Below are 19,387 nucleotides of genomic sequence, written 5' to 3' on the forward strand. Positions count from 1 at the left end.
GGGAACGGGGGAGTTACCCGGCTTCGGCGCCGCCCATCCGCCGGGCAGGCTCATCCATCGAGTGAATCGCCAGGGCCGGACCGGCCCAGCCCCCGGCGCCCCCGGACAGCAGTGGGCCGGACGGCGATACGGGCCCCCGCGACAGCGTTCCCCTATCTCCGCCCGGCCCCGGACCTGCCCTACGGGGCGAGCAGTGCGCTCAGTAGCCCCGGCCGGGGTACGGGCGCCCGTACTGCTCGTCGTAGCCGGGCATCTGCCGCGGCGCGGCGGGCCGGGGCGGTGCCACCGGCCGCATCTGCGGCTGAGGCTGCTGCGGCTGCTGTGCCTGGCCGTTCGGATATCCCGGGTAGCCCTGGTACCCGCGCTGCGGCGGCTGCTGCTGCGGTATGTACGGAGCCGGCGCCTGCTGGAGCGGCGACGGCTGGGGTATGGGCTGGGCGACGGGATGCCCCTGCGCCGGGGCCTGCTGGTGGCTCGGCCCGGAGGGCAGCGCGGGAAGCGCCGGAAGTGCGGGGAGGTGGCTCCCCGTGTCGTACGCAGCGGGCACCCGGATGGGAGCGATCTGCGGAGTGCCCCGCTCGGCGACGAGCATGTCGTAGATCGGAGTGTCGGGGAATGGTGGCGCAGCGTAGTAACCGCCGCCGTAGGTACCGCGGGGGGAGGTCATAGTCCATAAGTTAAGCCCACGATGTGCTGGTTGGGGAGTCCGGTAGGAGAGTCATTTTGCGTGCTCGGAGCGGTGGCGAGGGAGTAAGAGTGGCAAACCGGAGCAATACGGTCGTCACGGCACGCGTCGGCGCTGGTCCGGAGGGCGGCGCGCACCGCCGCTGACCGCGACGGGCGGGGTGCAATAGATTGGAGACCGCAGCAGGCACGCAGGCATGAGCACGAGGGGATCGACATGACGATGCGCAAGGGCACCAACGTCCCACTACCGGCCCCGGCGGTCCGGGTCGAACTGGGGTGGCGTACCGGCCCCGGTGTACCGGACGTGGACGCCTCCGCGCTGCTGCTGGTCTCCGGCAAGGTCCGCTCCGACGACGACTTCGTCTTCTACAACCAGCCCCGGCACACGGCCGGAGCGGTCCGGCACGAGGGCAAGCGGCCCGAGGGTGCGGCGGTGACCGACACGCTCGGCGTCGACCTCGACGCAGTCGAGGCCGAGGTGGAGCAGATCGTCATCGCCGCCTCGGCCGACAGCGGCACCTTCGGACAGGTACCGGGGCTCTACGCACGGGTGCTGGACGCGTCGAGCGGCGCCGAACTGGCCCGCTTCGACGTCGCGGACGCAGGCACGGAGACGGCGTACGTACTCGGCGAGGTCTACCGCAGGCAGGACATCTGGAAGTTCCGCGCCGTCGGCCAGGGCTACGACACCGGACTGGGCGGGCTGGCCACGGACTTCGGCATCAGCGTGGACGAGCCGCAGGCCCCCGCGGCGCCCGCGCCCGCCCCGGCTCCGGCGGCCCCCGCGGCCCCCGCGGCGTCGGCCGCCCCCATGCCGTCCGCGCCGCAGGCGCCCGCCGCCCCCATGCCGTCCGCGCCGCAGGCCCCGACCGCCCCCGCTCCCGCAGCGCCGCAGGCCGGTGCGCCCGTCCGGCTGACCAAGGTCACGCTCACCAAGGACGCCCCCTCCGTCTCGCTCAGGAAGCAGGGCGGCACCTCCGGGGCGCTGCGGGTCAACCTCAACTGGGAGGTGCACAAGCAGTTCAAGGGCTGGGGCGCCAAGATCGGCCGCGCCATGGCGATGCACTCCGACCTCGACCTCGACCTGTGCGCGCTCTTCGAACTCGCCGACGGCCAGAAGGGCGTGGTGCAGGCGCTGGGCAACTCCTTCGGCTCGCTGCACCAGCCGCCGTTCATCCAACTCGACGGCGACGACCGCACAGGGGCGGTCTCCTCCGGCGAGAACCTCACGGTCAACCTCGACCACATCAAGGACCTCAAGCGCGTCCTGATCTTCGTCACGGTCTACGAGGGTGCCCGCAGCTTCGCCAACCTCAACGCCACCGTCACGCTCCAGCCCCAGCACGGCGCCCCCGTCGACTTCTCGCTCGACGAGTGCACCGTCCCCTCGACGGTCTGCGCCCTCGCCCTGCTCACCAACGAGGGCGGCGACCTGGTCATCCAGCGCGAGGCGCGCTACCTGGTGCCCGAGCGCGGCGTCAGCCCGCAGCGGACCGTCGACTACGCCTACGGGTGGGGCATGCAGTGGACCCCGGGCCGCAAGTGACCCCGGGCCGCGCTCAGGAGTAGGTGCGCCCCTTCCAGGCCGCCCCGCGCCCCTGGTAGTGCCGTACCGCCGAGTCGACGGTCATCAGCACGTAGAAGACGGCCGTCACCGGCAGCGCCAGGGCCTGCCACCAAGGCTGCCGGTAGTAGCGCGTCATCGGCAGGTAGGTCGCGGTCATCACCGCCCAGGCGAGCCCGCCCGCCGCAGCCGTGGCCGGGCTCCCGGCCGCCGCGCCCGCCAGCGCGGCGGCCGGCGGCACCAGGTAGGTCAGCACCAGGCCCGCGACGGTGCCGAGCAGGAGCAGCGGGTGGTGGCGCAGTTGCGCGTACGCGCTGCGCGCCACCATCCGCCACAGCTCCGCCAGCCCGCCGTACGGCCGCACGCTGGTGACGTCCCCGGCCAGCCCGAGCCAGATCCGGCCGCTCCCGGCCCGCTTGACGGCACGGGCGAGCGTCACGTCGTCGATCACCGCACCCCGGATGCTCTCGGGCACCCGCGCCCGCTCGGCGGCGTCCGCGCGCAGCAGCACGCAGCCGCCCGCGGCGGCGGCGGTGCGTCCGCCCGGCCGGTTCACCCACCGGAAGGGGTAGAGCTGCGCGAAGAAGTAGACGAACGCCGGGACCAGCAGCCTCTCCCAGCCGCGCGACGCGCTCAGCCGCGCCATCTGCGAGACCAGGTCCAGCCGGGCCGCGCGCGCCGCGCTCACCAACTTCCGCAGCGAGTCGGGGCCGTGCGCGATGTCCGCGTCCGTCAGCAGCAGGTACTCGGCGTCGGTGCGGACGCGCGCCAGCGCCATCCCGTGCCGTACCGCCCACAGCTTGCCGGTCCAGCCCGGCTCGGGCGGGCCGGGGGAGTCCACGGTCAGCGGCAGCCCGCCGGGCCGCTCCGCCGCGAGCGCGCGGGCCGCCCGCCCGGTGCCGTCGGTGCTCCCGTCGTCGATCAGGAAGATCTCGGCGCGGCCCGGATACTTCTGGGCCAGCAGTGACGGCAGGCTCAGCGGGAGCACCTCCGCCTCGTCCCGGGCGGGCACCACCACCGCGACCGAGGGCCACCGCTCCGGCTCCCCGGCGCGCGGCAGCCGCACGTCCGTACGCCAGAACCACCCCTGCCCCAGCAGCAGCCACAGCCAGACCGCGAGCGACGCCGCGGCCGTCCAGGTCCATACGCTCATCCGCCGAAGTCTGCCGCACCCGGCGGCCTCCCGACGGCTCGGGCCCGCGCGCCGCACCGTAGTCTTGAGCCCGTGAAGATCGCACTCATGGACTCCGGCACGGGGCTGCTCGCCGCCGCCGCCGCGGTACGCAGGATGCGGCCGGACGCCGATCTCGTGCTCTCCTCCGACCCCGACGGCATGCCCTGGGGGCCCCGTACGCCGCAGGACATCACCGCCCGCGCGCTCGAGTGCGCGCGCGCCGCGGCGGCGCACCGGCCGGACGCGCTGATCGTCGCCTGCAACACCGCCTCCGTGCACGCGCTCGTGCGGCTGCGCGCCGAACTGGAGCCGCAGATTCCGGTGGTCGGGACGGTGCCGGCGGTGAAGCCCGCAGCCGCGGCCGGAGGACCCGTCGCCATCTGGGCCACCCCGGCCACCACCGGCAGCGCCTACCAGCGGCGGCTGATCGCCGAGTTCGGCAACGGCACGCAGATCACCGGGGTGCCCTGCCACGGCCTGGCGGACGCCGTCGAGGAGGGGGACGAGGCGGCGATCGACTCCGCCGTCGCCGCCGCGGCGGCCCTCACCCCGGCGGACGTACGGACGGTCGTGCTCGGCTGCACGCACTACGAACTGGTGGCCACCCGCATCCGGGCCGCCCTCCCGCACCCGTCCGGGGCCGGAGCGCCGCAGGTCACCCTGCTCGGCTCGGCGCAGGCGGTCGCCGCCCAGGCCCTGCGCCGGGCCGGGGCCGCCCCGGACCCGGGGGCTCCGCCCGTCGGCGGCCTCACCGTGCTGCTCAGCGGCGCGCCGGGCGAGCTGTCCGCGCGGGTCCTCACCTACGCCGAGGGGCGGCTGCTCGCCGCCGCCAGCCCGGCCCGCGGCTGATACCGCCACCATTCGCTGACCCCCGCCACCACGTGCCCCGCCCCGGCCACCACGCCCCTCGCGGGCTGTCAAGCGGGCCCGGCCGCCGTCACTCCTCCGGGCGCACGGGCCCGGTCGGCGCGTCCGTGCGGGCGTAGGCTGCCCGTCATGGACGACCACCCCCGGGAGGAAGGGGCGCGCCCCGACGCGGCCCCTGGGCCCGACCCCGTGCCGGAAGTCTGGACGGGCCGTGCCCGCAACCGTCTCCAATGGCCGCTGGCCGCCCTGGGCGCGGGCTGCCTGGCCCTGGGCATCGTGCTCGCCGTGCAGACCGCCTGGAGCCACAGCGCGGCGCCGCTGGCCATGTCCGTGGTCGGCTGCGTCGCGGCCGGGCTGCTGATGCTCTTCGGGACGCTCGCCTTCGTGACCGTGCGGGTGAGCGTCGACAGCGAGGCGCTGGAGGTGCGCTGCGGCTACGCCGGGGTGCCGCGCCGGCGCATCCCTCTGCACCAAGTCGTGGGCGCGCACCACGCGCCCGTGGTCACCCCGCGCCAGTGGGGCGGCTGGGGCTACCGCTGGCGTCCCGAGCGGGGCACGGCCGTCGTGGTGCGGCGCGGCGAGGGCGTCGTGCTCACACTGGGCGACGGCCGGGTCTTCACCGTCACGGTGGACGACGCGGAGGCGGCGGTCCGCGTCATCCGGGACCACCTGGGCCTGCCGCCGCACGCCGACGGCGGCCCGACCCCCGCCTGAGCGCCGGGCCCTCCGGGGGCATGGAGTCCGGCTCCGCAGCTGGCCGCGCGGGTGGTCCTCCGCCGCGCCGTGTACGGCACCGGACGCCGCGGGCTGCCGCGTCAGTCCGGTGGCGTGCGCGCCGTGGCGATCCCGGCCAGCAGGCCCGCGCCGGCGGTGACGCCGGTGAAGCTGAGCGCGTTGGAGACGGTGGCCAGCGCCGCCAGGGCGGTGAGCGTGGCGGCGGCCGTCAGCACCACGGGCGTGGGCCGGGGCGACGCCCGCAGCGCGAGCAGCAGCCAGGCGAAGGCGGCTGCCAGCAGTGCCGCGCCCGGCACGCCCTGTTCCGCCGTGACCTGGAAGAGCGCCGAGTGCGCCTTGCCGTCCGGTTCGGCGGCCCGCTGCGCGGTCGGGCTCAGCCCGCCGAAGGTGTCCGGTCCGGTGCCCTTGAACGGACGCTCCCGCGCCAGGACGAGGGCGTCCCGCCACAGCCCCGTGCGGTACTCGGTCAGCTGGCCCTCCATGGAGGCCGTCAGTCCGCCCGGCAGCCGGTCCTCGGCCACCGCGTAGCTGCCGCCCGCCACTGCGAGCATCACCAGGACCAGGCCCGCCAGCCCCAGCAGCCGCTGCCGCATCAGATCCGCCGCCAGCGAGCACAGCAGGACCGCCAGGGCGAGGAAGAAGGCCGTGGCCGAGCCCAGTACCAGCGCCGCGCCCACCGTGCACAGTGCCAGCAGGCGCAGCGCCAGCCGTAACCGGGGCGAGTGCGCGGACCAGGCGGCGCAGCAGGCCGCGCCGACCGACAGCGCGAACTGCGCCGCCGTGGCTCCCGTGCGCCCCACCGGCGCCGTGTCCAGGGAGTCGTCCGCCACCGCGGGCAGCAGCTCCGGCGAGACCAGCACCACCACGATGCCGCCGAGCGCCGCCGCCGCGGGCGCGCCGACCGGCAGCAGCGATCCCGAGATCCGCCCGCAGGCGTACCCGGCGGCCACCGCCAGGACCGCGAGCAGCACCCCCTCGGGGCGGGCGTCCCGGCCCGCCGCGCTGAAGAGCGCCCAGGCCGCGCAGCAGCCGAGCACCGCCACCCCGATCATGTCGAACGCGCTGCTCTGGCGCTCGGGTGCCGCGGACTGCGCCGGTACGGGTGACGCCATCGCTGTACGCCCCTTTGAGACCTGATGGTCGCCGCGTCGCCGGGTGGGGGCCGGATGCGGGCCGTGACTCCGGCTGCCCACCGTAATGGCTGGGCCGCGCCGATGGGGACGGATCGCGTGGGAACGATGGTGCCCGTGCGCAGTGAGGAGGCCTTTCGCGAGCACGTAGGGTCGGGCGCATGGCGACTCCCGACTTCATCCGCGAACTGCGTGCCAGCGCGGGGCGGCAACTGCTCTTCCTGCCCGGTGTCAGCGCCGTCGTCCTCGACGGCGAGGGCCGGGTGCTGCTGGCCCGGCGGGCGGACACGGGCGGCTGGTCGATCATCGGCGGCATCGCGGAGCCCGGTGAGCAGCCCGCCGCGACGGCCGTGCGCGAGGTGTACGAGGAGACGGCGGTGCGCTGCGTACCGGAGCGCGTCATCCTGGTGCAGGGCCTGGAGCCGGTGACCTACCCGAACGGCGACCGCTGCCAGTTCGTGGACATCTCCTTCCGCTGCCGGGCCGTCGGCGGGGCGGCGCGGGTCAACGACGACGAGTCGCTGGAGGTCGGCTGGTTCGAGCGGGACGCGCTGCCGCCGCTGGAGGACTTCGCGCTGGAGCGGATCAAGCAGGCCATGGACGAGGGCCCGGCCTGGTTCGAGAGCGTCCCGCCGCCCGGCGCGGACGGCTGACCCGGCGGCTCCCCGCGCGCCGCCCTCACGACTTGCGGTAGTCGTACGCCTCCCGCGCCGCCGCGGCCACCGCCGCCCGGTCCGCGCCGGTACCGGCGGCGAACAGCGCGGCCACCGCGCCCTCCACGAACGGCGCGTCGGCCAGCTCCGAGTCCGGCGGTAGCTCATCGCCCTCGGCGAGCAGCGTCCGCACGGTCAGCACGGCGCTGCCCAGGTCCGCCAGGAGGACGACGCCCAGGCCCTGGTCCACCTCGTGCGCCGCGCGAGCGACAGCCTCCGCGTCGGTGCCGTAGCCGCCGCCCGGGATACCGCCCGCGGCGGCGACGGGCGCGGTGGCCGCGGCCCCCGCGAGCGCTGCGGCCAGGCGGGCGACGGAGGCGGCGACCTCGGCGCTGTGCGAGACGAGGACGAGGCCGACCCGGGGCGGCTCCGCCGGCCGGGCCGGATCCGTACCGCTCACCGGCGGCCACCTCCCCGCGGTCGGCACACGTCGGCGGCGGGCATCGGGTACGGGGCGGGCGCGGTCATCGGCTTCTCCTCGGCGGTCGGTGCGGTGTCCAGCGGCCGGACGGCCGGACGGCCGGACGGGAGGCGGCTCGGCGGGCCGGCGGGCCGCTCACTCCCCCCAGCGCAGCCCGGCGGTCCGTACGGGGGCGTCCCACAGGCGCAGCAGCTCCTCGTCCACCCGGCACAGCGTGACCGAGGCGCCCGCCATGTCCAGCGACGTCACGTAGTTCCCCACGAGGGTGCGGGCCACCGGCACGGCGCGCTCGCCCAGCACCCGGTGCACCTCGGCGCCGAAGCCGTACAGCTCCAGCAGCGGGGTGCCGCCCATCCCGTTCACCAGGGCGATCACCGGACCGCCGGGCGGGAGTTCGGCCAGCACGGCGTCCACCGCGTAGTCCGCGATCTCGCCGGAGGTCATCATGGCCCGCCGCTCGCGGCCCGGTTCGCCGTGGATGCCGACGCCCAGCTCCAGCAACCCGGGCGGCAGGTGGAAGGTCTCGCTGCCCTTGGCCGGGGTGGTGCACGCGCTCAGCGCGACGCCGAAGCTGCGGGAGGACTCCGACGCCTGCCGCGCCACCGACTCCACCCGCTCCAGCGTCGCCCCGGCCTGTGCCGCGGCGCCCGCCATCTTCTCCACGAACAGGGTGCCGCCGGTGCCGCGGCGGCCCGCGGTGAAGAGGCTGTCGGTCACCGCCACGTCGTCCTGCACCAGGACCTTCGCGACCTGGATGCCCTCGTCCTGTGCCAGTTCGGCGGCCATGTCGAAGTTGAGGACGTCGCCGGTGTAGTTCTTCACGACGAAGAGCACGCCCGCGCCGCTGTCCACGGCCGCCGCCGCCCGCACCATCTGGTCCGGCACCGGTGAGGTGAAGACCTCGCCGGGGCAGGCGGCGTCCAGCATGCCCGGGCCGACGAAGCTCCCGTGCAGCGGCTCGTGGCCGGAGCCTCCGCCGGAGACGAGCCCCACCTTCCCCAGCACGGGCGCGTCGCCGCGCACCACGACCCGGTTCTCGACGTCCACGGTGAGTTCCGGATGGGCGAGGGCCATTCCGCGCAGCGCGTCCGCCACCACGGTCTCGGGCACATTGATCAGCTGCTTCATCTCGGGTCTCCCGGGCCGGGGGCATCACGGACCCCACCACTCAAGCAGTTCCGCGCCGCCGTTGGAACGACCCCGCAGCCTGAACTCCCACGGTGCCGCCGCACCGTACGGGGGGCCACGCGTGCGCCGCCGCACCGCGTCCGTACGCCAGCACTGCGCCGGTGCACCGGTGCCGCAGGGCATACACACCGCGCGGCCTGGCAGCCATACTGGAGTGGGGAGGACCATGCGATGACGGGGGCGACTGCGGCGATGGCGGACACCGCGCTGATCCAGGGCCGTTACCAGCTGCTGGATCTGATCGGGCGCGGCGGCATGGGCGAGGTGTGGCGTGCCCGGGACGAGTCACTGGGCCGCCTGGTGGCCGTCAAGTGCCTCAAACCGCTGGGGCAGCAGGGCGACGCCGCGCACCTGCGGGTGCTGCGGGAGCGCTTCCGCCGGGAGGCCCGGGTCGCCGCGGCGCTCCAGCACCGCGGGGTGACGGTCGTGCACGACTTCGGGGAGCACGACGGCGTGCTCTACCTCGTCATGGAACTGCTCGACGGCCACAACCTCAGCCAGCTGCTGGAGGCGAACGGGCAGCGCCCGCTGCCGGTCCCCGAACTGGTGGACATCGCCGACCAGGTGGCCTCCGCCCTGGGCTACACCCACGACCAGGGCATCGTGCACCGCGACCTGAAGCCCGCCAACGTCATGCGCACCGCCGACGGCGCGGTGAAGATCTGCGACTTCGGCATCGCCCGGCTGGGCCACGACATCGGCTTCACCTCCAAGCTGACCGGCACCGGCATCGCCATGGGCACCCCGCACTACATGTCGCCCGAGCAGATAGGGGGCACCGCCGTCGATCACCGCAGCGACCTCTACTCCCTGGGCTGCGTGCTCTACGAACTGGCCACCGGGGCACCGCCGTTCGACAACGGCGACGCCTGGGCGATCCTGGTCGGGCACCGCGACACACCGCCCGAGCCGCCGCGCACGCACCGGCCCGAGCTGCCCGAGGCGCTGGAGCACGTCATCCTGCGGCTGCTGGCCAAGGACCCAGCCGACCGGCCGTACGACGCCTCCGACCTCGGCCGGCTGCTCGCCGGAGTACGGACCGCGGGCGCGGCCGGTACGTCTCTGCGGACGGTGCCCTCGGCGGCCCGGCGCCTACCCTCCTGGACGCGCGGCATGACCACCGGCTGCAAGGCGGGCGGAGTGGACGGCGGGCGCCGGGCCACCCCGCCCGGCGGCCGGCTCAGCGCGCTCACCGGGCCCTGGACGGCTCCGGTGCAGCCGCCGCCGGCCACCGCCGCCCCGGGCGCGCAGGCCCCGGCGGCCGAGGGGGCGCCGCCGCCCGCTCCGTCCGCGGCGTCCACGCCCTCCGGGCAGTACGCCGCCCTGGTCGGCAGACACAACGAGGGGCTGAGCCTGGGGCGGCTGGGCCGCTGGGAGGAGGCGGAGGCCGTGCACCGGGCCGTCGCCGCGGAGCGCGCCCGTGCGCTGGGCCCCGGCCACCCCGACACCCTCGGCAGCCGCTACGAGGTCGGCTTCGCCCTGTGCCGCCTGGGCCGCTACGCCGAGTCGGCCGACGTCTACGAGCGCGTGGCGGGCGAGCGGGAGCACGTCCTGGGCGGGGACCACCCCGACACCCTGGCCGCCCGTCAGGAGACGGCCTACGTGCTGGGCCGCCTGGGCCGCCACACCGAGGCGCACCGCACCTACACCGCCGTCCTGGCCGCCCGCGCCCGCACCATGGGCCCCGACCACCCGGACACGCTGCGCTGTCGCCACAACCTCGCCTTCAACCTCAGCCGCCTCGGCAGGCTGGAGGAGTCCTGCCAGATGGCGCGGGAGGTCGCCGACGCCCGGGCGCGGGTGCTGGGCGAGACCCATCCGGACGCCCTGGTCACCCGCTACGAGGTGGCGTACGCGCTGGGCAGGCTCGGCCGCTGGGAGGAGGCGCTCGACACCTACCGCGCGGTCGCCGACGCCCGCGCCCGCACCTTGGGCCCGGACCACCCCGACACCCTCGCGACCCGCTACGAGACAGGTGTGAGCCTGGGGCGGCTGGGCCGGTCCGAGGAGGCCCTGGAGGTCTACCGCGAGCTGGCCGCCGCCCGTACGCGCGTGCACGGCCCCACCGACCCCGAGACGCTGCGCGCCCGGCACGGGCTGGGCGTCAACCTGGGGCGGCTGGACCGCTGGGAGGCGGCGCTGGCCGAGTCGCGCGAGGTGAGCGAGGTGCGCGCCCGCGTGCTGGGCCCCGACCACCCGGACACCCTGGTCAGCTGCCGCGAGACGGCCGTCGCGCTGGGGCGGCTGGGGCGCTGGACGGAGGCGCTCGGGCTCTACCGCAAGGTCGCCGACGCCCGCCAGCGGGTGCTGGGCGCGGCCCACCCGGACACGCACAGCAGCCGCAACGACGAGGCGCACTGCCTGGCCCGCCTGGGCCGCTCGGTGGAGGCCGCCGACCTCTACCGCCAGGTGGCCGCGCTGACCGTCCGCCAGACCGCCCCCGGGCACTGAGGACTGGCCGCCGCGCGCCGCGCGTGCTACCAAGTCAGGCATGCCCGCCACCGCGCCCACCCGGCCCGACTACGACGCCGTGGTCGTCGGCGGCGGCCACAACGGCCTGGTCTCCGCCGCCTACCTGGCCCGCGCCGGCCTGCGCGTGCTCGTGCTGGAGCGCTCCGGGCGCACCGGCGGGGCGGCCGTCTCCACCCGCCCGTTCGCCGGGGTGGACGCGCGGCTGTCCACGTACTCCTACCTGGTGAGCCTGCTGCCGCGCCGGATCGTCACCGACCTCGGGCTCGGCCTGCGGCTGCGCAGGCGCGACGTCTCCTCCTACACCCCGGCGGTGCGCGCGGGGCGCCCCACCGGGCTGCTGGTGGGCGGCGGTACGGCGCGCTCCCGGGAGGCCTTCGCCCGCTTCACCGGCTCCGAGCGGGAGTTCGACGCCTGGCAGCGCTTCTACGGCATGACGGGGCGGGTGGCCCAGCGGGTCTTCCCCACCCTGACCGAGCCGCTGCCCAGCCGCGCCGCGCTGCGCGAACGGATCGGGGACGACGCCGCCTGGGAGGCCCTCTTCGAGCGGCCGGTCGGCGAGGCCGTCGAGGAGTACTTCCACGACGACGCCGTGCGCGGCGTGGTCCTCACCGACGCGCTCATCGGCACCTTCTCGCACGCGCACGACCCGTCGCTGCGGCAGAACCGCTGCCTGCTCTACCACCTGATCGGCGGCGGCACCGGAGACTGGGACGTCCCGGTGGGCGGCATGGGCGCGCTCACGGACGCCCTCGCACGGGCGGCCCGGGAGGCCGGTGCGGAGATCCGCACCGGGCACCAGGTGCACGGGATCGACACCGACGGGCGCAGCGCGGCCGTGCACTACCGCACCGGCGACACCGAGGGCACCGTCGCCACCCGCGACGTCCTGGCCGGCACCTCGCCGCACGCCCTCGCCGCGATGCTGGGGGAGGACGGGCCCGAGCCGGCCGCCGGTTCGCAGCTGAAAGTCAACATGCTGCTGCGCAGGCTGCCCCGGCTGCGGGACGGTGCGGTCGACCCGCGCGAGGCGTTCGCGGGCACCTTCCACGTCAGCGAGGGGTACGGGCAGCTGCGCACCGCCTACGAGGAGGCGAGCCGGGGCGAGCCGCCGTCGGCCCCGCCCTCGGAGATCTACTGCCACTCGCTGACCGACCCCTCGATCCTGGGGCCGGACCTCGCGGCACGCGGCTGGCAGACGCTGACCCTCTTCGGGCTGCTGACCCCGGCCGGGCTCTTCGGCGACGGGGCCCGGAAGACGGGCCGCGTCGCACTCCTGCGGGCCACCCTCGCCCAGCTCGACACCCACCTCGCGGAGCCGATCGAGGACTGCCTCGCCGTCGACGGGGACGGCAGGCCCTGCATCGAGGCCAAGACCCCGCTGGACCTGGAGCACGAACTGCGGCTTCCCGGCGGCCACATCTTCCACGGCGACCTCTCCTTCCCCTACGCCCAGGAGGGTGCCGGGCGCTGGGGCGTCGCCACCCGGCACGCGAACGTGCTGCTGTGCGGCGCGGGCGCCGTACGGGGCGGGGGCGTCAGCGGCGTCGCCGGGCACAACGCCGCCGTGGCGCTGCTGGAGAAGCGCCGCTCCGGCGCCGGCTGACGCGGCCTCACCCACTCATCCACCCGGCCGGGCACGGCTCGCCCCGACGGCGGCGCGGGCGCTCGCGGAGCGGGGACGCATGACGTAGAACCGGGGAAGCCGCGTCGGCACGACCGCATCGAGGGTGAGGTGTCCCCATGGCCGGGCTGTGGAGCGAACAGGGTGTGCTGCGCCGCAAACCGATCGAGCAGATCGAGGAGGCGGAGGGCGCCTCCGGCGAGCAGCTGACGCGGGTGCTCGGGCTCTGGCAGCTCACCGCCATCGGCGTCGGCGGCATCATCGGCGCCGGCATCTTCGCCCTGGCGGGCACCGTCGCCAACGGCACGGCCGGGCCGGCCGTCCTCGTCTCCTTCCTCATCGCCGGTGTCGCCAGCGCCGCGGCGGCCATGTCCTACGCCGAGTTCGCCGGCCTGATCCCCAAGGCCGGGTCCGCCTACACCTACGGCTACGCCGTGCTGGGCGAGCTGGCGGGCTGGTTCATCGGCTGGGACCTGCTGCTGGAGTACACCGCCATCGTGGCCGTCGTGGCGATCGGCATCTCCGGCTACTTCTCCTTCCTGGTGGAGGAGGCGGGCGCGGAGCTGCCGGTGTGGATGCTGGGGGCGCCGACGACCGGTGACGGCCACCGGGTCGACCTGTTCGCCCTGGTGCTGTGCCTGCTGATCGCCTACCTGCTCAACCTCGGCATCAAGAACGCGGCCCGCTTCGAGATGATCGTGGTCGTCCTCAAGGTACTGGTGGTGCTGCTGGTCATCGTGGTGGGCTTCTTCCACATCGACACCGGCAACTACGACCCCTTCTTCCCGTACGGCGTCGGCGGCGCGTTCACGGGCGCGGCCACCGTCTTCTTCGCGGTCTTCGGCTACGACGCGATGAGCACCGCGGCCGAGGAGTCCAAGGACTCGCAGAAGCACATGCCGAAGGCGATCATCTACTCGCTGGTGATCTCGATGGTGCTCTACGTCCTGGTGTGCCTGGTGCTCACCGGCATGCAGCACTACACGGACATCGACCCCGAGAGCGGCCTGTCCACCGCCTTCAAGGCGGTCGGGCTGAGCGGGATCGCCGACGTGATCGCGGTGGGTGCCATCATCGGCATCCTCACCGTGATGTTCACCTTCATGCTGGGCGTCACCCGCGTGTGGTTCTCGATGAGCCGGGACGGGCTGCTGCCCAAGTGGTTCGCCAAGACGCACCCGACCCGCCACGTGCCCACCCGGGTCACCTGGATCGTCGGCGTCGGCTCCGCGCTCATCGCCGGTTTCGTGCCGATCGGGGAGGCCGCGGAGCTGACCAACATCGGCATCCTGCTGGCGTTCATCGTCGTGTGCGTCGCGGTGATCGTGCTCCGGTACAAGCAGCCCGACCTGCCGCGCACCTTCCGCTGCCCCGGCATGCCGGTGGTGCCGGTCATCGGGGTGGGGTTCTCCATCTGGCTGATCACCTACCTGGCCACCGAGACCTGGCTGCGCTTCGCGGTGTGGTTCCTGATCGGGCTCGTCGTCTACTTCGCCTACTCCTACCGCCGCTCGGAGCTGGCCAGGAACCCGCCCACGCCCGCCCCCGCGCCGGGGGACAAGGGCACCGGCACGCGCTGACGGCCCCTGTGCGGGTCAGCCGCCGCCCGCCGCCCCGCGCTCGTCCACCACCCGCCGGGACTTGCCCGCGGACCGCTCCAGCGTCCCCGGCGCGGAGACCTCCACCGCGACGGTCACCCCGATCCCCTCCCGTACGGCCGCGGCGACCTCCGCGGTGGCCGCCGCGCGCCGCTCGGGCGTGGCACCGGGGCGGGCCTCGGCCCGTACGGTCAGCTGGTCCAGCCGCCCCTGCCTGGTGAGCCGCAGCTGGAAGTGGGGTGCGAGCCCGGCCGTGGCCAGCACGATCTCCTCGATCTGGGCCGGGAAGAGGTTGACCCCGCGCAGGATGATCATGTCGTCGCAGCGCCCGGTGACCTTCTCCATCCGGCGGAAGGCGGGGCGCGCGGTGCCCGGCAGCAGCCGGGTGAGGTCGCGGGTGCGGTAGCGGACGACCGGCATGGCCTCCTTGGTCAGCGAGGTGAGGACCAGTTCGCCGGGCTCGCCGTCCGGCACCGGCTGCCCCGTTCCGGGCGAGACGATCTCCGGCAGGAAGTGGTCCTCCCAGATGTGCAGACCGTCCTTGGTCGCCGCGAACTCCGCCGACACTCCTGGGCCGATGACCTCGGACAGCCCGTATATGTCGACCGCGTCGATCGCGAAGCGCTCCTCGATCTCGCGCCGCATCCGCTCCGTCCACGGCTCGGCGCCGAAGATGCCCACCCGCAGCGAGGTGCTCCGCGGGTCGACGCCCTGCCGGTCGAACTCGTCGAGCAGGGTGAGCATGTAGGAGGGCGTCACCATGATGATCTCGGGCGCCAGGTCGCGGATGATCCGCACCTGCCGCGCGGTCGCCCCGCCGGAGGCGGGAACCACCGTGCAGCCGAGCCGTTCGGCGCCGTAGTGCGCGCCCAGCCCGCCGGTGAACAGCCCGTATCCGTACGCCACATGCACCCGCATGCCCGGTGCGCCGCCCGCCGCGCGGATGCTGCGCGCGACGACCTCCGCCCACACCTCCAGGTCCCGCGCGGTGTAGCCCACCACGGTCGGTACCCCCGTGGTGCCGCTGGACGCGTGCAGCCGCCGCACCTGGTCCCTCGGTACGGCGAACATCCCGAACGGGTAGTTCGCCCGCAGGTCGTCCTTGGTGGTGAACGGGAAGCGCGCCAGGTCGGCCGGCTCCATGCAGTCCCGGGGGTGCACACCCGCCCGGTCGAACGCGGCGCGGTAGTGGGGGACGTTCTCGTAGGCGTGGTGCAGGGTGCCGCGCAGCCGCTCCAGCTGGAGGTGGCGCAGCTCCTCGCGCGTGAGGTGTTCGGCGGAATCCGTCAGCGGCATGAGCGCCCCCACTGGTCGGCCGGAGGCCCCGGCGTGCGGTCACGTAAGCAGGGCGGCGGGCGCCGGTCAAGACACCCGGTGCCGTGTCCGGCAACCGCCCGCCGTCCCGGGCCCGTACGGCCGCCGTCCCCGGCGCGATCCTGTGCGACGGCCTGTCGGCGGCCCGCCCCGGTGGCTAGGCTGAGCCCCGCAGGCGAACCGGGAGGAGCACGCACGTGGCCGAAGGCACCACCAGCACGACGACGGCGGTCAAGCCGGAGCTGGATCTCACCCACGCACACTGGCAGTCCGGCAGCAGGGGCAAGGGGGATGTGCAGATCGCCTTCGTGGAGGGCTTCATCGCGATGCGCAACGGCCGGCATCCGGAGGTCCCGGCACTGATCTTCACGCCGAGCGAGTGGCGTGCCTTCGTCCTCGGCGCCCGGCAGGGCGAGTTCGACCTCACCTGAGCACCACGCACCCGCGGCGATCCAGCTCCCGCGCGGCCGGATCGTCCTCGTGCACCCCGCTCCAGCGCAGGTCGAGCTTCTCCAGGGCGGGGAGCGAGGCGAGGGCGGCGGGCAGCGTACGCAGCGGGTTGCCGCGCAGGTCGAGCCCGCGCAGCAGCGGCAGCCCGCCCAGCGAGTCGGGCAGCCGCGTCAGCCGGGTCTCGCGCAGATCCAGCAGGCGGAGCTGTGTCAGCGCGCCCACGCTCGCGGGGAGCGAGGCGAGCGGGTTGCCGCGCAGCCACAGTTCGCGCAGGGCGCCCAGGCGGCCGAGCCGGTGCGGCAGCACGGTCAGCCTGGCGTGCTGCGCCCGCAGCTCCACCAGCGAGGCCAGGTCGCAGAGGCTGTCCGGGAGCGCCTCCAGCGGATTTTCGCCGACGTTGAGGTAGGCCAGCCCCGTCAGCCGCCCCAGCGAGTCGGGGAGCCGTGTCAGCCGGTTGTCGTGCACGTACAGGTAGCGGTTCAGGCGCGGCAGCGCGCCGATCTCGGGCGGCAGCCGGGTGAGCGCGTTGTGCGCCAGGTCCAGGGTGTGGAGCCGCCGCAGTCCGGCGATCCGCGCGGGCACCTCGGTCAGCCCGTTGTCCGCGAGGATCAGCACCTCGGCGTCCTCCTGCCGCCACACGTGCGCGGGCACCTCGCCGAGTCCGGCCCGCCACAGGTTCACCGTCACCGCCACCGGCCCGATCATGCCAGGTTCCCGCGCACGCCCGCGCCCCGTTCACGCTCCGAAGTCCCGGAGGAAGCAAGGCGCCCGGGCGACGTACCATGGCCACCATGTCCTTCCTCCGCCGCCGCAACGCCGCTGTGCCCGCAGGGCCGGACTTCGATGTCCTGGCCATGGACCCGTCCGACTGGCCGGGCAATCTGGGCGCCGGGCTGCTGCCCGCGCCCGACGGCAGCTGCCAGGGGGTCTTCCTGCGCTACGACCTCTTCGGCGGCCGGGGCCCCGCGATGATCATCGGCAACCTTCCGGCGGACTCGCCGGCCCGCCAGGTCGAGGAGGGGGAGGTGCCCTTCGAGGTCGCCCAGCTGCTGTCCGCGCTGGAGAACGACGAGCCGGTGACGGTGGTCGGGGTCGAGGACGATCCGGTCATGCACGAGGACAACCTGCTGATCGTCCGCCGCGTCAAGTGCTCGGAAGAGCGCATCTCCTGCGTCCAGTTCGACCGGAGTGACGGCGTGCTGGTGACCATCGCCTGCTGGGACCGGCCGATCACCAGCGATCTGTACGCGCTGCTGAAGCCGCTGCCCTCGGAGCTGTTCCAGCAGTAGCGGCCGGGGCCGCCCGCCCGCCGGTCACCGCCCGGTGCCGGACAGGGTGACGTCCGACGCCTTGACGAAGGCCACCCGGTGGCCGAACTGGATCTGGTGGTAGCGCCGCCCTCCGCGCACGCGCACGGACTTCTCACCGAGCGGGTCGTAGCTCTTGGCCCACAGGTAGGAGCCCCGGGTGGTGAGCCCCACGGCGTAGCGCTGCCCGGCCCGCAGCCGGTAGGGCAGCGGCTCGTTGTCCTGCGGGGGCACACCGGCCGGGTACGCGGACTCCTCCGGGTAGGCGCGGCCGTAGACGGGGATGCTGCCCCTGCCCTTCGCCGGGGTCACCACCGTGCCCCGGGTGGGGACGGCGGTGGGCCGGTCCGGGGGATTGCGGAACCAGGCCCGCTGTCCCAGGTACCAGACGGCGGTCCAGTCGCCCGCCCGTCCGGCCACCGCGTACCGCTGGCCCGTCCCGGCGCGCGCACCGGTGTCGTTCACGCCGTCGGTCGACGGACCCCCGTCCGGGCGCAGGCCGGCGTCGCGGACCAGCGGGGCGCCGGCGGACGGCCGGGTGTGCAGGCGTACGGCGCCGGAACCGTGGGGCGGGCAGGCTCCGCCGCCGCCCCGCTCGCAGCCGGTGTAGCGCGGCCGGTGGGCCCGGTAGTCCGGACGGATGGTGACCAACGGGGCGGCCCCGTCCCCGCCGGCGGCCCGCAGCGGCGCGCCCAGCAGCGCGAAGTAGTGCCGCCAGTCCCAGTAGGGGCCGGGATCGGTGTGCATGTCCGGCAGCGCAGCGCCGTCGCTGCCGGGCACGTTGTCGTGGCCCAGGATGTGCTGCCGGTCCAGCGGGATGCCGTACCTGCGCGCCAGATAGCCGGCCAGCCGGGCCGAGGAGCGGTACATCGCCTCGGTGTACCAGGCGTCCGGCGCGGTCAGGAACCCCTCGTGCTCCAGGCCGACGGAGGTGGCGTTGACGTACCAGTTGCCCGCGTGCCAGCCGATGTCCGAGGTGCGCAGATGCTGTGCGACGTGCCCGTCGGAGGAGCGCAGCGTGTAGTGCCAGGACACGTACTCCGGGTCCCGCACCAGGCGGGTGGCGCCCTCCCAGTAGCCCTCCACGTCGTGGATGACCAGGTAGTCGATGTCCGGCCCGGCGGGACGGACGCCCTTGTCGTGGTTGCCGTAGTCCGGCTCGCCCGCGTCGTTCGTGAACCGCTCGTGCGGAGCCGGGAGCCACTCGCAGGCGAGGTCGCGGGGGCACTCCGCGGCGGCGTCGCGCCGGGCGGCCTGCGGGGCGGCCCGCAGGCCCGGGGCCGCGCGGAGCGTCACCCGCTGGCCGGTGTCCGTCACCCGCGTCCCGCCCGTGCGCAGCACCGCGAACACCTCGCGGGCGAAGGCGGCGCCGCCGTCCCGGCCGGTGGTCGCGGGGAAGGCGGCGACCGCCTCGAACCAGTCGGTGGGATCGTCGCTCCGCGGGCGGCCCGCCCGGCGCTGCGCGTCGGCGAGCAGCGCGGCACCGCCCTCGATGTTCGCCGCGGGCCGCTCCCGCAGCGCCGCCCGCGAACGGCCGGTCAGCCGGGCCGCCTCCGCGAGCGTACGCAGCCTGGCCGGGAGCGGCGCGTTCGGCCGGGCCCCTGCGGCCGTCGCCGGTGCGGGCGCGGTGCGGGCCGGGCGGGAGGTGTCGCCGCGCGCGTCCGTTCCGCCTGCGTGGTACCTCCCCTCCTGCCGGAGCGCGGTGCCGAGGTCGGTGAGGTGCATGGGGCCGTAACCGCCGGAGACGCTGGGGCGGCCCGCGTGCGCGTCCCAGCGGGACTGGAGGTAGGAGACGCCCAGCAGCACGCTCGGGGGCACGCCGTACCGCTCGGCAGCGGTGTGGAACGCCGCCTGGAGCCACTGCTCCGACGGCCCCGGCCCAGCTCGGTCGCCGTCGTCGTCGGCGGCTGCGGGCACGGCGGCCAGCGGGAGCAGCAGCGCCGCGGCTCCCGCCGCCACCGCCCGGCGTGCGCGCCGCCCGGCCCGGCCCCGGCCGGTGCGCGCGGCGCGTACGGCGCGGGCGGGAGGCGCCGGGCGGCACGGTCGCGCGGCGGGTCCTGGCATGGCGGCCTCCTGTGCCGGGCACGGGGCCGCCGCGCGGTCGCGGTCGCCCCTGCCCGAGGTGCGGTGCGGGCGCCGTTCGGTC

At 75.1% G+C, this 19,387-nt stretch carries 17 protein-coding genes; 9 read left to right on the forward strand and 8 right to left on the reverse strand.

Features of this window, described 5'->3' with window-relative positions:
• Positions 1 to 199: 199 nt before the first annotated feature.
• Positions 200 to 667 carry a DUF6643 family protein gene (locus tag H299_RS0106020; protein WP_027747676.1) on the reverse strand — a complete coding sequence of 156 codons (468 nt, stop codon included), beginning with the start codon at positions 665 to 667 and terminating at the stop codon, positions 200 to 202.
• Between the two features lie 240 nt (positions 668 to 907).
• Between H299_RS0106020 and H299_RS0106025 the strand changes: the two genes are divergently transcribed.
• Positions 908 to 2,233 carry a TerD domain-containing protein gene (locus tag H299_RS0106025; RefSeq protein ID WP_027747677.1) on the forward strand — a complete coding sequence of 442 codons (1,326 nt, stop codon included), beginning with the start codon at positions 908 to 910 and terminating at the stop codon, positions 2,231 to 2,233.
• A 13-nt stretch (positions 2,234 to 2,246) separates the two neighbouring features.
• Here the strand turns inward: H299_RS0106025 and H299_RS0106030 are convergent, their stop codons facing one another.
• A complete protein-coding gene (locus tag H299_RS0106030) occupies positions 2,247 to 3,404 on the reverse strand; it encodes a glycosyltransferase (RefSeq protein WP_027747678.1) in 1,158 nt (385 codons plus the stop codon).
• Between the two features lie 72 nt (positions 3,405 to 3,476).
• Here H299_RS0106030 and H299_RS0106035 point away from each other — a divergent pair, with 72 nt between their 5' ends.
• Together H299_RS0106035 and H299_RS0106040 are read left to right on the forward strand one after the other, a co-directional pair.
• Positions 3,477 to 4,274 (forward strand): aspartate/glutamate racemase family protein, encoded by a 798-nt coding sequence (locus tag H299_RS0106035; RefSeq protein WP_027747679.1) that lies wholly within the window; start codon positions 3,477 to 3,479, stop codon positions 4,272 to 4,274.
• Between the two features lie 147 nt (positions 4,275 to 4,421).
• The gene (locus H299_RS0106040; protein ID WP_027747680.1) at positions 4,422 to 5,006 is read left to right on the forward strand and encodes a hypothetical protein; all 585 of its coding nucleotides are present in this window, start codon (positions 4,422 to 4,424) and stop codon (positions 5,004 to 5,006) included.
• A 101-nt stretch (positions 5,007 to 5,107) separates the two neighbouring features.
• Here the strand turns inward: H299_RS0106040 and H299_RS32450 are convergent, their stop codons facing one another.
• Positions 5,108 to 6,139 carry an O-antigen ligase family protein gene (locus tag H299_RS32450; protein ID WP_078512484.1) on the reverse strand — a complete coding sequence of 344 codons (1,032 nt, stop codon included), beginning with the start codon at positions 6,137 to 6,139 and terminating at the stop codon, positions 5,108 to 5,110.
• A gap of 179 nt (positions 6,140 to 6,318) precedes the next feature.
• On the opposite strand from H299_RS32450, the gene H299_RS0106050 reads away from it, so the two are divergent.
• Positions 6,319 to 6,810: an NUDIX hydrolase gene (locus tag H299_RS0106050; RefSeq protein ID WP_027747681.1), complete on the forward strand. Its 492-nt coding sequence runs from the start codon at positions 6,319 to 6,321 to the stop codon at positions 6,808 to 6,810.
• Positions 6,811 to 6,835: 25 nt separating this feature from the next.
• Here H299_RS0106050 and H299_RS0106055 read toward each other — a convergent pair whose 3' ends face one another.
• Positions 6,836 to 7,270 (reverse strand): PTS sugar transporter subunit IIA domain-containing protein, encoded by a 435-nt coding sequence (locus H299_RS0106055; RefSeq protein ID WP_027747682.1) that lies wholly within the window; start codon positions 7,268 to 7,270, stop codon positions 6,836 to 6,838.
• A 156-nt stretch (positions 7,271 to 7,426) separates the two neighbouring features.
• Positions 7,427 to 8,419 (reverse strand): dihydroxyacetone kinase subunit DhaK, encoded by a 993-nt coding sequence (gene dhaK / locus H299_RS0106060; protein WP_027747683.1) that lies wholly within the window; start codon positions 8,417 to 8,419, stop codon positions 7,427 to 7,429.
• Positions 8,420 to 8,671: 252 nt separating this feature from the next.
• Here dhaK and H299_RS0106065 point away from each other — a divergent pair, with 252 nt between their 5' ends.
• The 3 genes from H299_RS0106065 to H299_RS0106075 all read left to right on the forward strand — a co-directional run bounded on the left by H299_RS0106065 (position 8,672) and on the right by H299_RS0106075 (position 14,152).
• A complete protein-coding gene (locus H299_RS0106065) occupies positions 8,672 to 10,930 on the forward strand; it encodes a serine/threonine-protein kinase (RefSeq protein WP_027747684.1) in 2,259 nt (752 codons plus the stop codon).
• Positions 10,931 to 10,970: 40 nt separating this feature from the next.
• Positions 10,971 to 12,554 (forward strand): phytoene desaturase family protein, encoded by a 1,584-nt coding sequence (locus H299_RS0106070; protein ID WP_027747685.1) that lies wholly within the window; start codon positions 10,971 to 10,973, stop codon positions 12,552 to 12,554.
• 137 nt (positions 12,555 to 12,691) lie between these two features.
• Positions 12,692 to 14,152 (forward strand): amino acid permease, encoded by a 1,461-nt coding sequence (locus H299_RS0106075; protein WP_027747686.1) that lies wholly within the window; start codon positions 12,692 to 12,694, stop codon positions 14,150 to 14,152.
• A gap of 15 nt (positions 14,153 to 14,167) precedes the next feature.
• Here H299_RS0106075 and paaK read toward each other — a convergent pair whose 3' ends face one another.
• Positions 14,168 to 15,466 (reverse strand): phenylacetate--CoA ligase PaaK, encoded by a 1,299-nt coding sequence (gene paaK, locus H299_RS0106080; protein ID WP_027747687.1) that lies wholly within the window; start codon positions 15,464 to 15,466, stop codon positions 14,168 to 14,170.
• Positions 15,467 to 15,681: 215 nt separating this feature from the next.
• Here paaK and H299_RS0106085 point away from each other — a divergent pair, with 215 nt between their 5' ends.
• Positions 15,682 to 15,915 (forward strand): DUF397 domain-containing protein, encoded by a 234-nt coding sequence (locus H299_RS0106085; RefSeq protein ID WP_027747688.1) that lies wholly within the window; start codon positions 15,682 to 15,684, stop codon positions 15,913 to 15,915.
• Here the strand turns inward: H299_RS0106085 and H299_RS0106090 are convergent.
• A complete protein-coding gene (locus H299_RS0106090) occupies positions 15,908 to 16,639 on the reverse strand; it encodes a leucine-rich repeat domain-containing protein (protein ID WP_199782396.1) in 732 nt (243 codons plus the stop codon). The genes H299_RS0106085 and H299_RS0106090 overlap by 8 nt on opposite strands.
• Positions 16,640 to 16,725: 86 nt before the next feature.
• Here H299_RS0106090 and H299_RS0106095 point away from each other — a divergent pair, with 86 nt between their 5' ends.
• Positions 16,726 to 17,223 (forward strand): hypothetical protein, encoded by a 498-nt coding sequence (locus H299_RS0106095; RefSeq protein WP_027747690.1) that lies wholly within the window; start codon positions 16,726 to 16,728, stop codon positions 17,221 to 17,223.
• Between the two features lie 24 nt (positions 17,224 to 17,247).
• On the opposite strand, the gene H299_RS0106100 is transcribed toward H299_RS0106095, so the two are convergent.
• Complete coding sequence (locus H299_RS0106100) at positions 17,248 to 19,305, reverse strand: peptidoglycan recognition protein family protein (protein ID WP_078512508.1); 2,058 nt, start codon at positions 19,303 to 19,305, stop codon at positions 17,248 to 17,250.
• Between the last annotated feature and the right edge of the window lie 82 nt (positions 19,306 to 19,387).

This window comes from Streptomyces sp. CNH287, assembly GCF_000424825.1.

Excerpts from the sequence above, each read along its gene's own strand:
- H299_RS0106020 (WP_027747676.1), bottom strand. The coding sequence starts at position 667 with ATGACCTCCCCCCGCGGTACCTACGGCGGCGGTTACTACGCTGCGCCA.
- H299_RS0106025 (WP_027747677.1), top strand. The coding sequence starts at position 908 with ATGCGCAAGGGCACCAACGTCCCACTACCGGCCCCGGCGGTCCGGGTC.
- H299_RS0106030 (WP_027747678.1), bottom strand. The coding sequence starts at position 3,404 with ATGAGCGTATGGACCTGGACGGCCGCGGCGTCGCTCGCGGTCTGGCTG.
- H299_RS0106040 (WP_027747680.1), top strand. The coding sequence starts at position 4,422 with ATGGACGACCACCCCCGGGAGGAAGGGGCGCGCCCCGACGCGGCCCCT.
- H299_RS32450 (WP_078512484.1), bottom strand. The coding sequence starts at position 6,139 with ATGGCGTCACCCGTACCGGCGCAGTCCGCGGCACCCGAGCGCCAGAGC.
- H299_RS0106050 (WP_027747681.1), top strand. The coding sequence starts at position 6,319 with ATGGCGACTCCCGACTTCATCCGCGAACTGCGTGCCAGCGCGGGGCGG.
- dhaK (WP_027747683.1), bottom strand. The coding sequence starts at position 8,419 with ATGAAGCAGCTGATCAATGTGCCCGAGACCGTGGTGGCGGACGCGCTG.
- H299_RS0106065 (WP_027747684.1), top strand. The coding sequence starts at position 8,672 with ATGGCGGACACCGCGCTGATCCAGGGCCGTTACCAGCTGCTGGATCTG.
- H299_RS0106070 (WP_027747685.1), top strand. The coding sequence starts at position 10,971 with ATGCCCGCCACCGCGCCCACCCGGCCCGACTACGACGCCGTGGTCGTC.
- H299_RS0106075 (WP_027747686.1), top strand. The coding sequence starts at position 12,692 with ATGGCCGGGCTGTGGAGCGAACAGGGTGTGCTGCGCCGCAAACCGATC.
- paaK (WP_027747687.1), bottom strand. The coding sequence starts at position 15,466 with ATGCCGCTGACGGATTCCGCCGAACACCTCACGCGCGAGGAGCTGCGC.
- H299_RS0106090 (WP_199782396.1), bottom strand. The coding sequence starts at position 16,639 with ATGATCGGGCCGGTGGCGGTGACGGTGAACCTGTGGCGGGCCGGACTC.
- H299_RS0106095 (WP_027747690.1), top strand. The coding sequence starts at position 16,726 with ATGTCCTTCCTCCGCCGCCGCAACGCCGCTGTGCCCGCAGGGCCGGAC.
- H299_RS0106100 (WP_078512508.1), bottom strand. The coding sequence starts at position 19,305 with ATGCCAGGACCCGCCGCGCGACCGTGCCGCCCGGCGCCTCCCGCCCGC.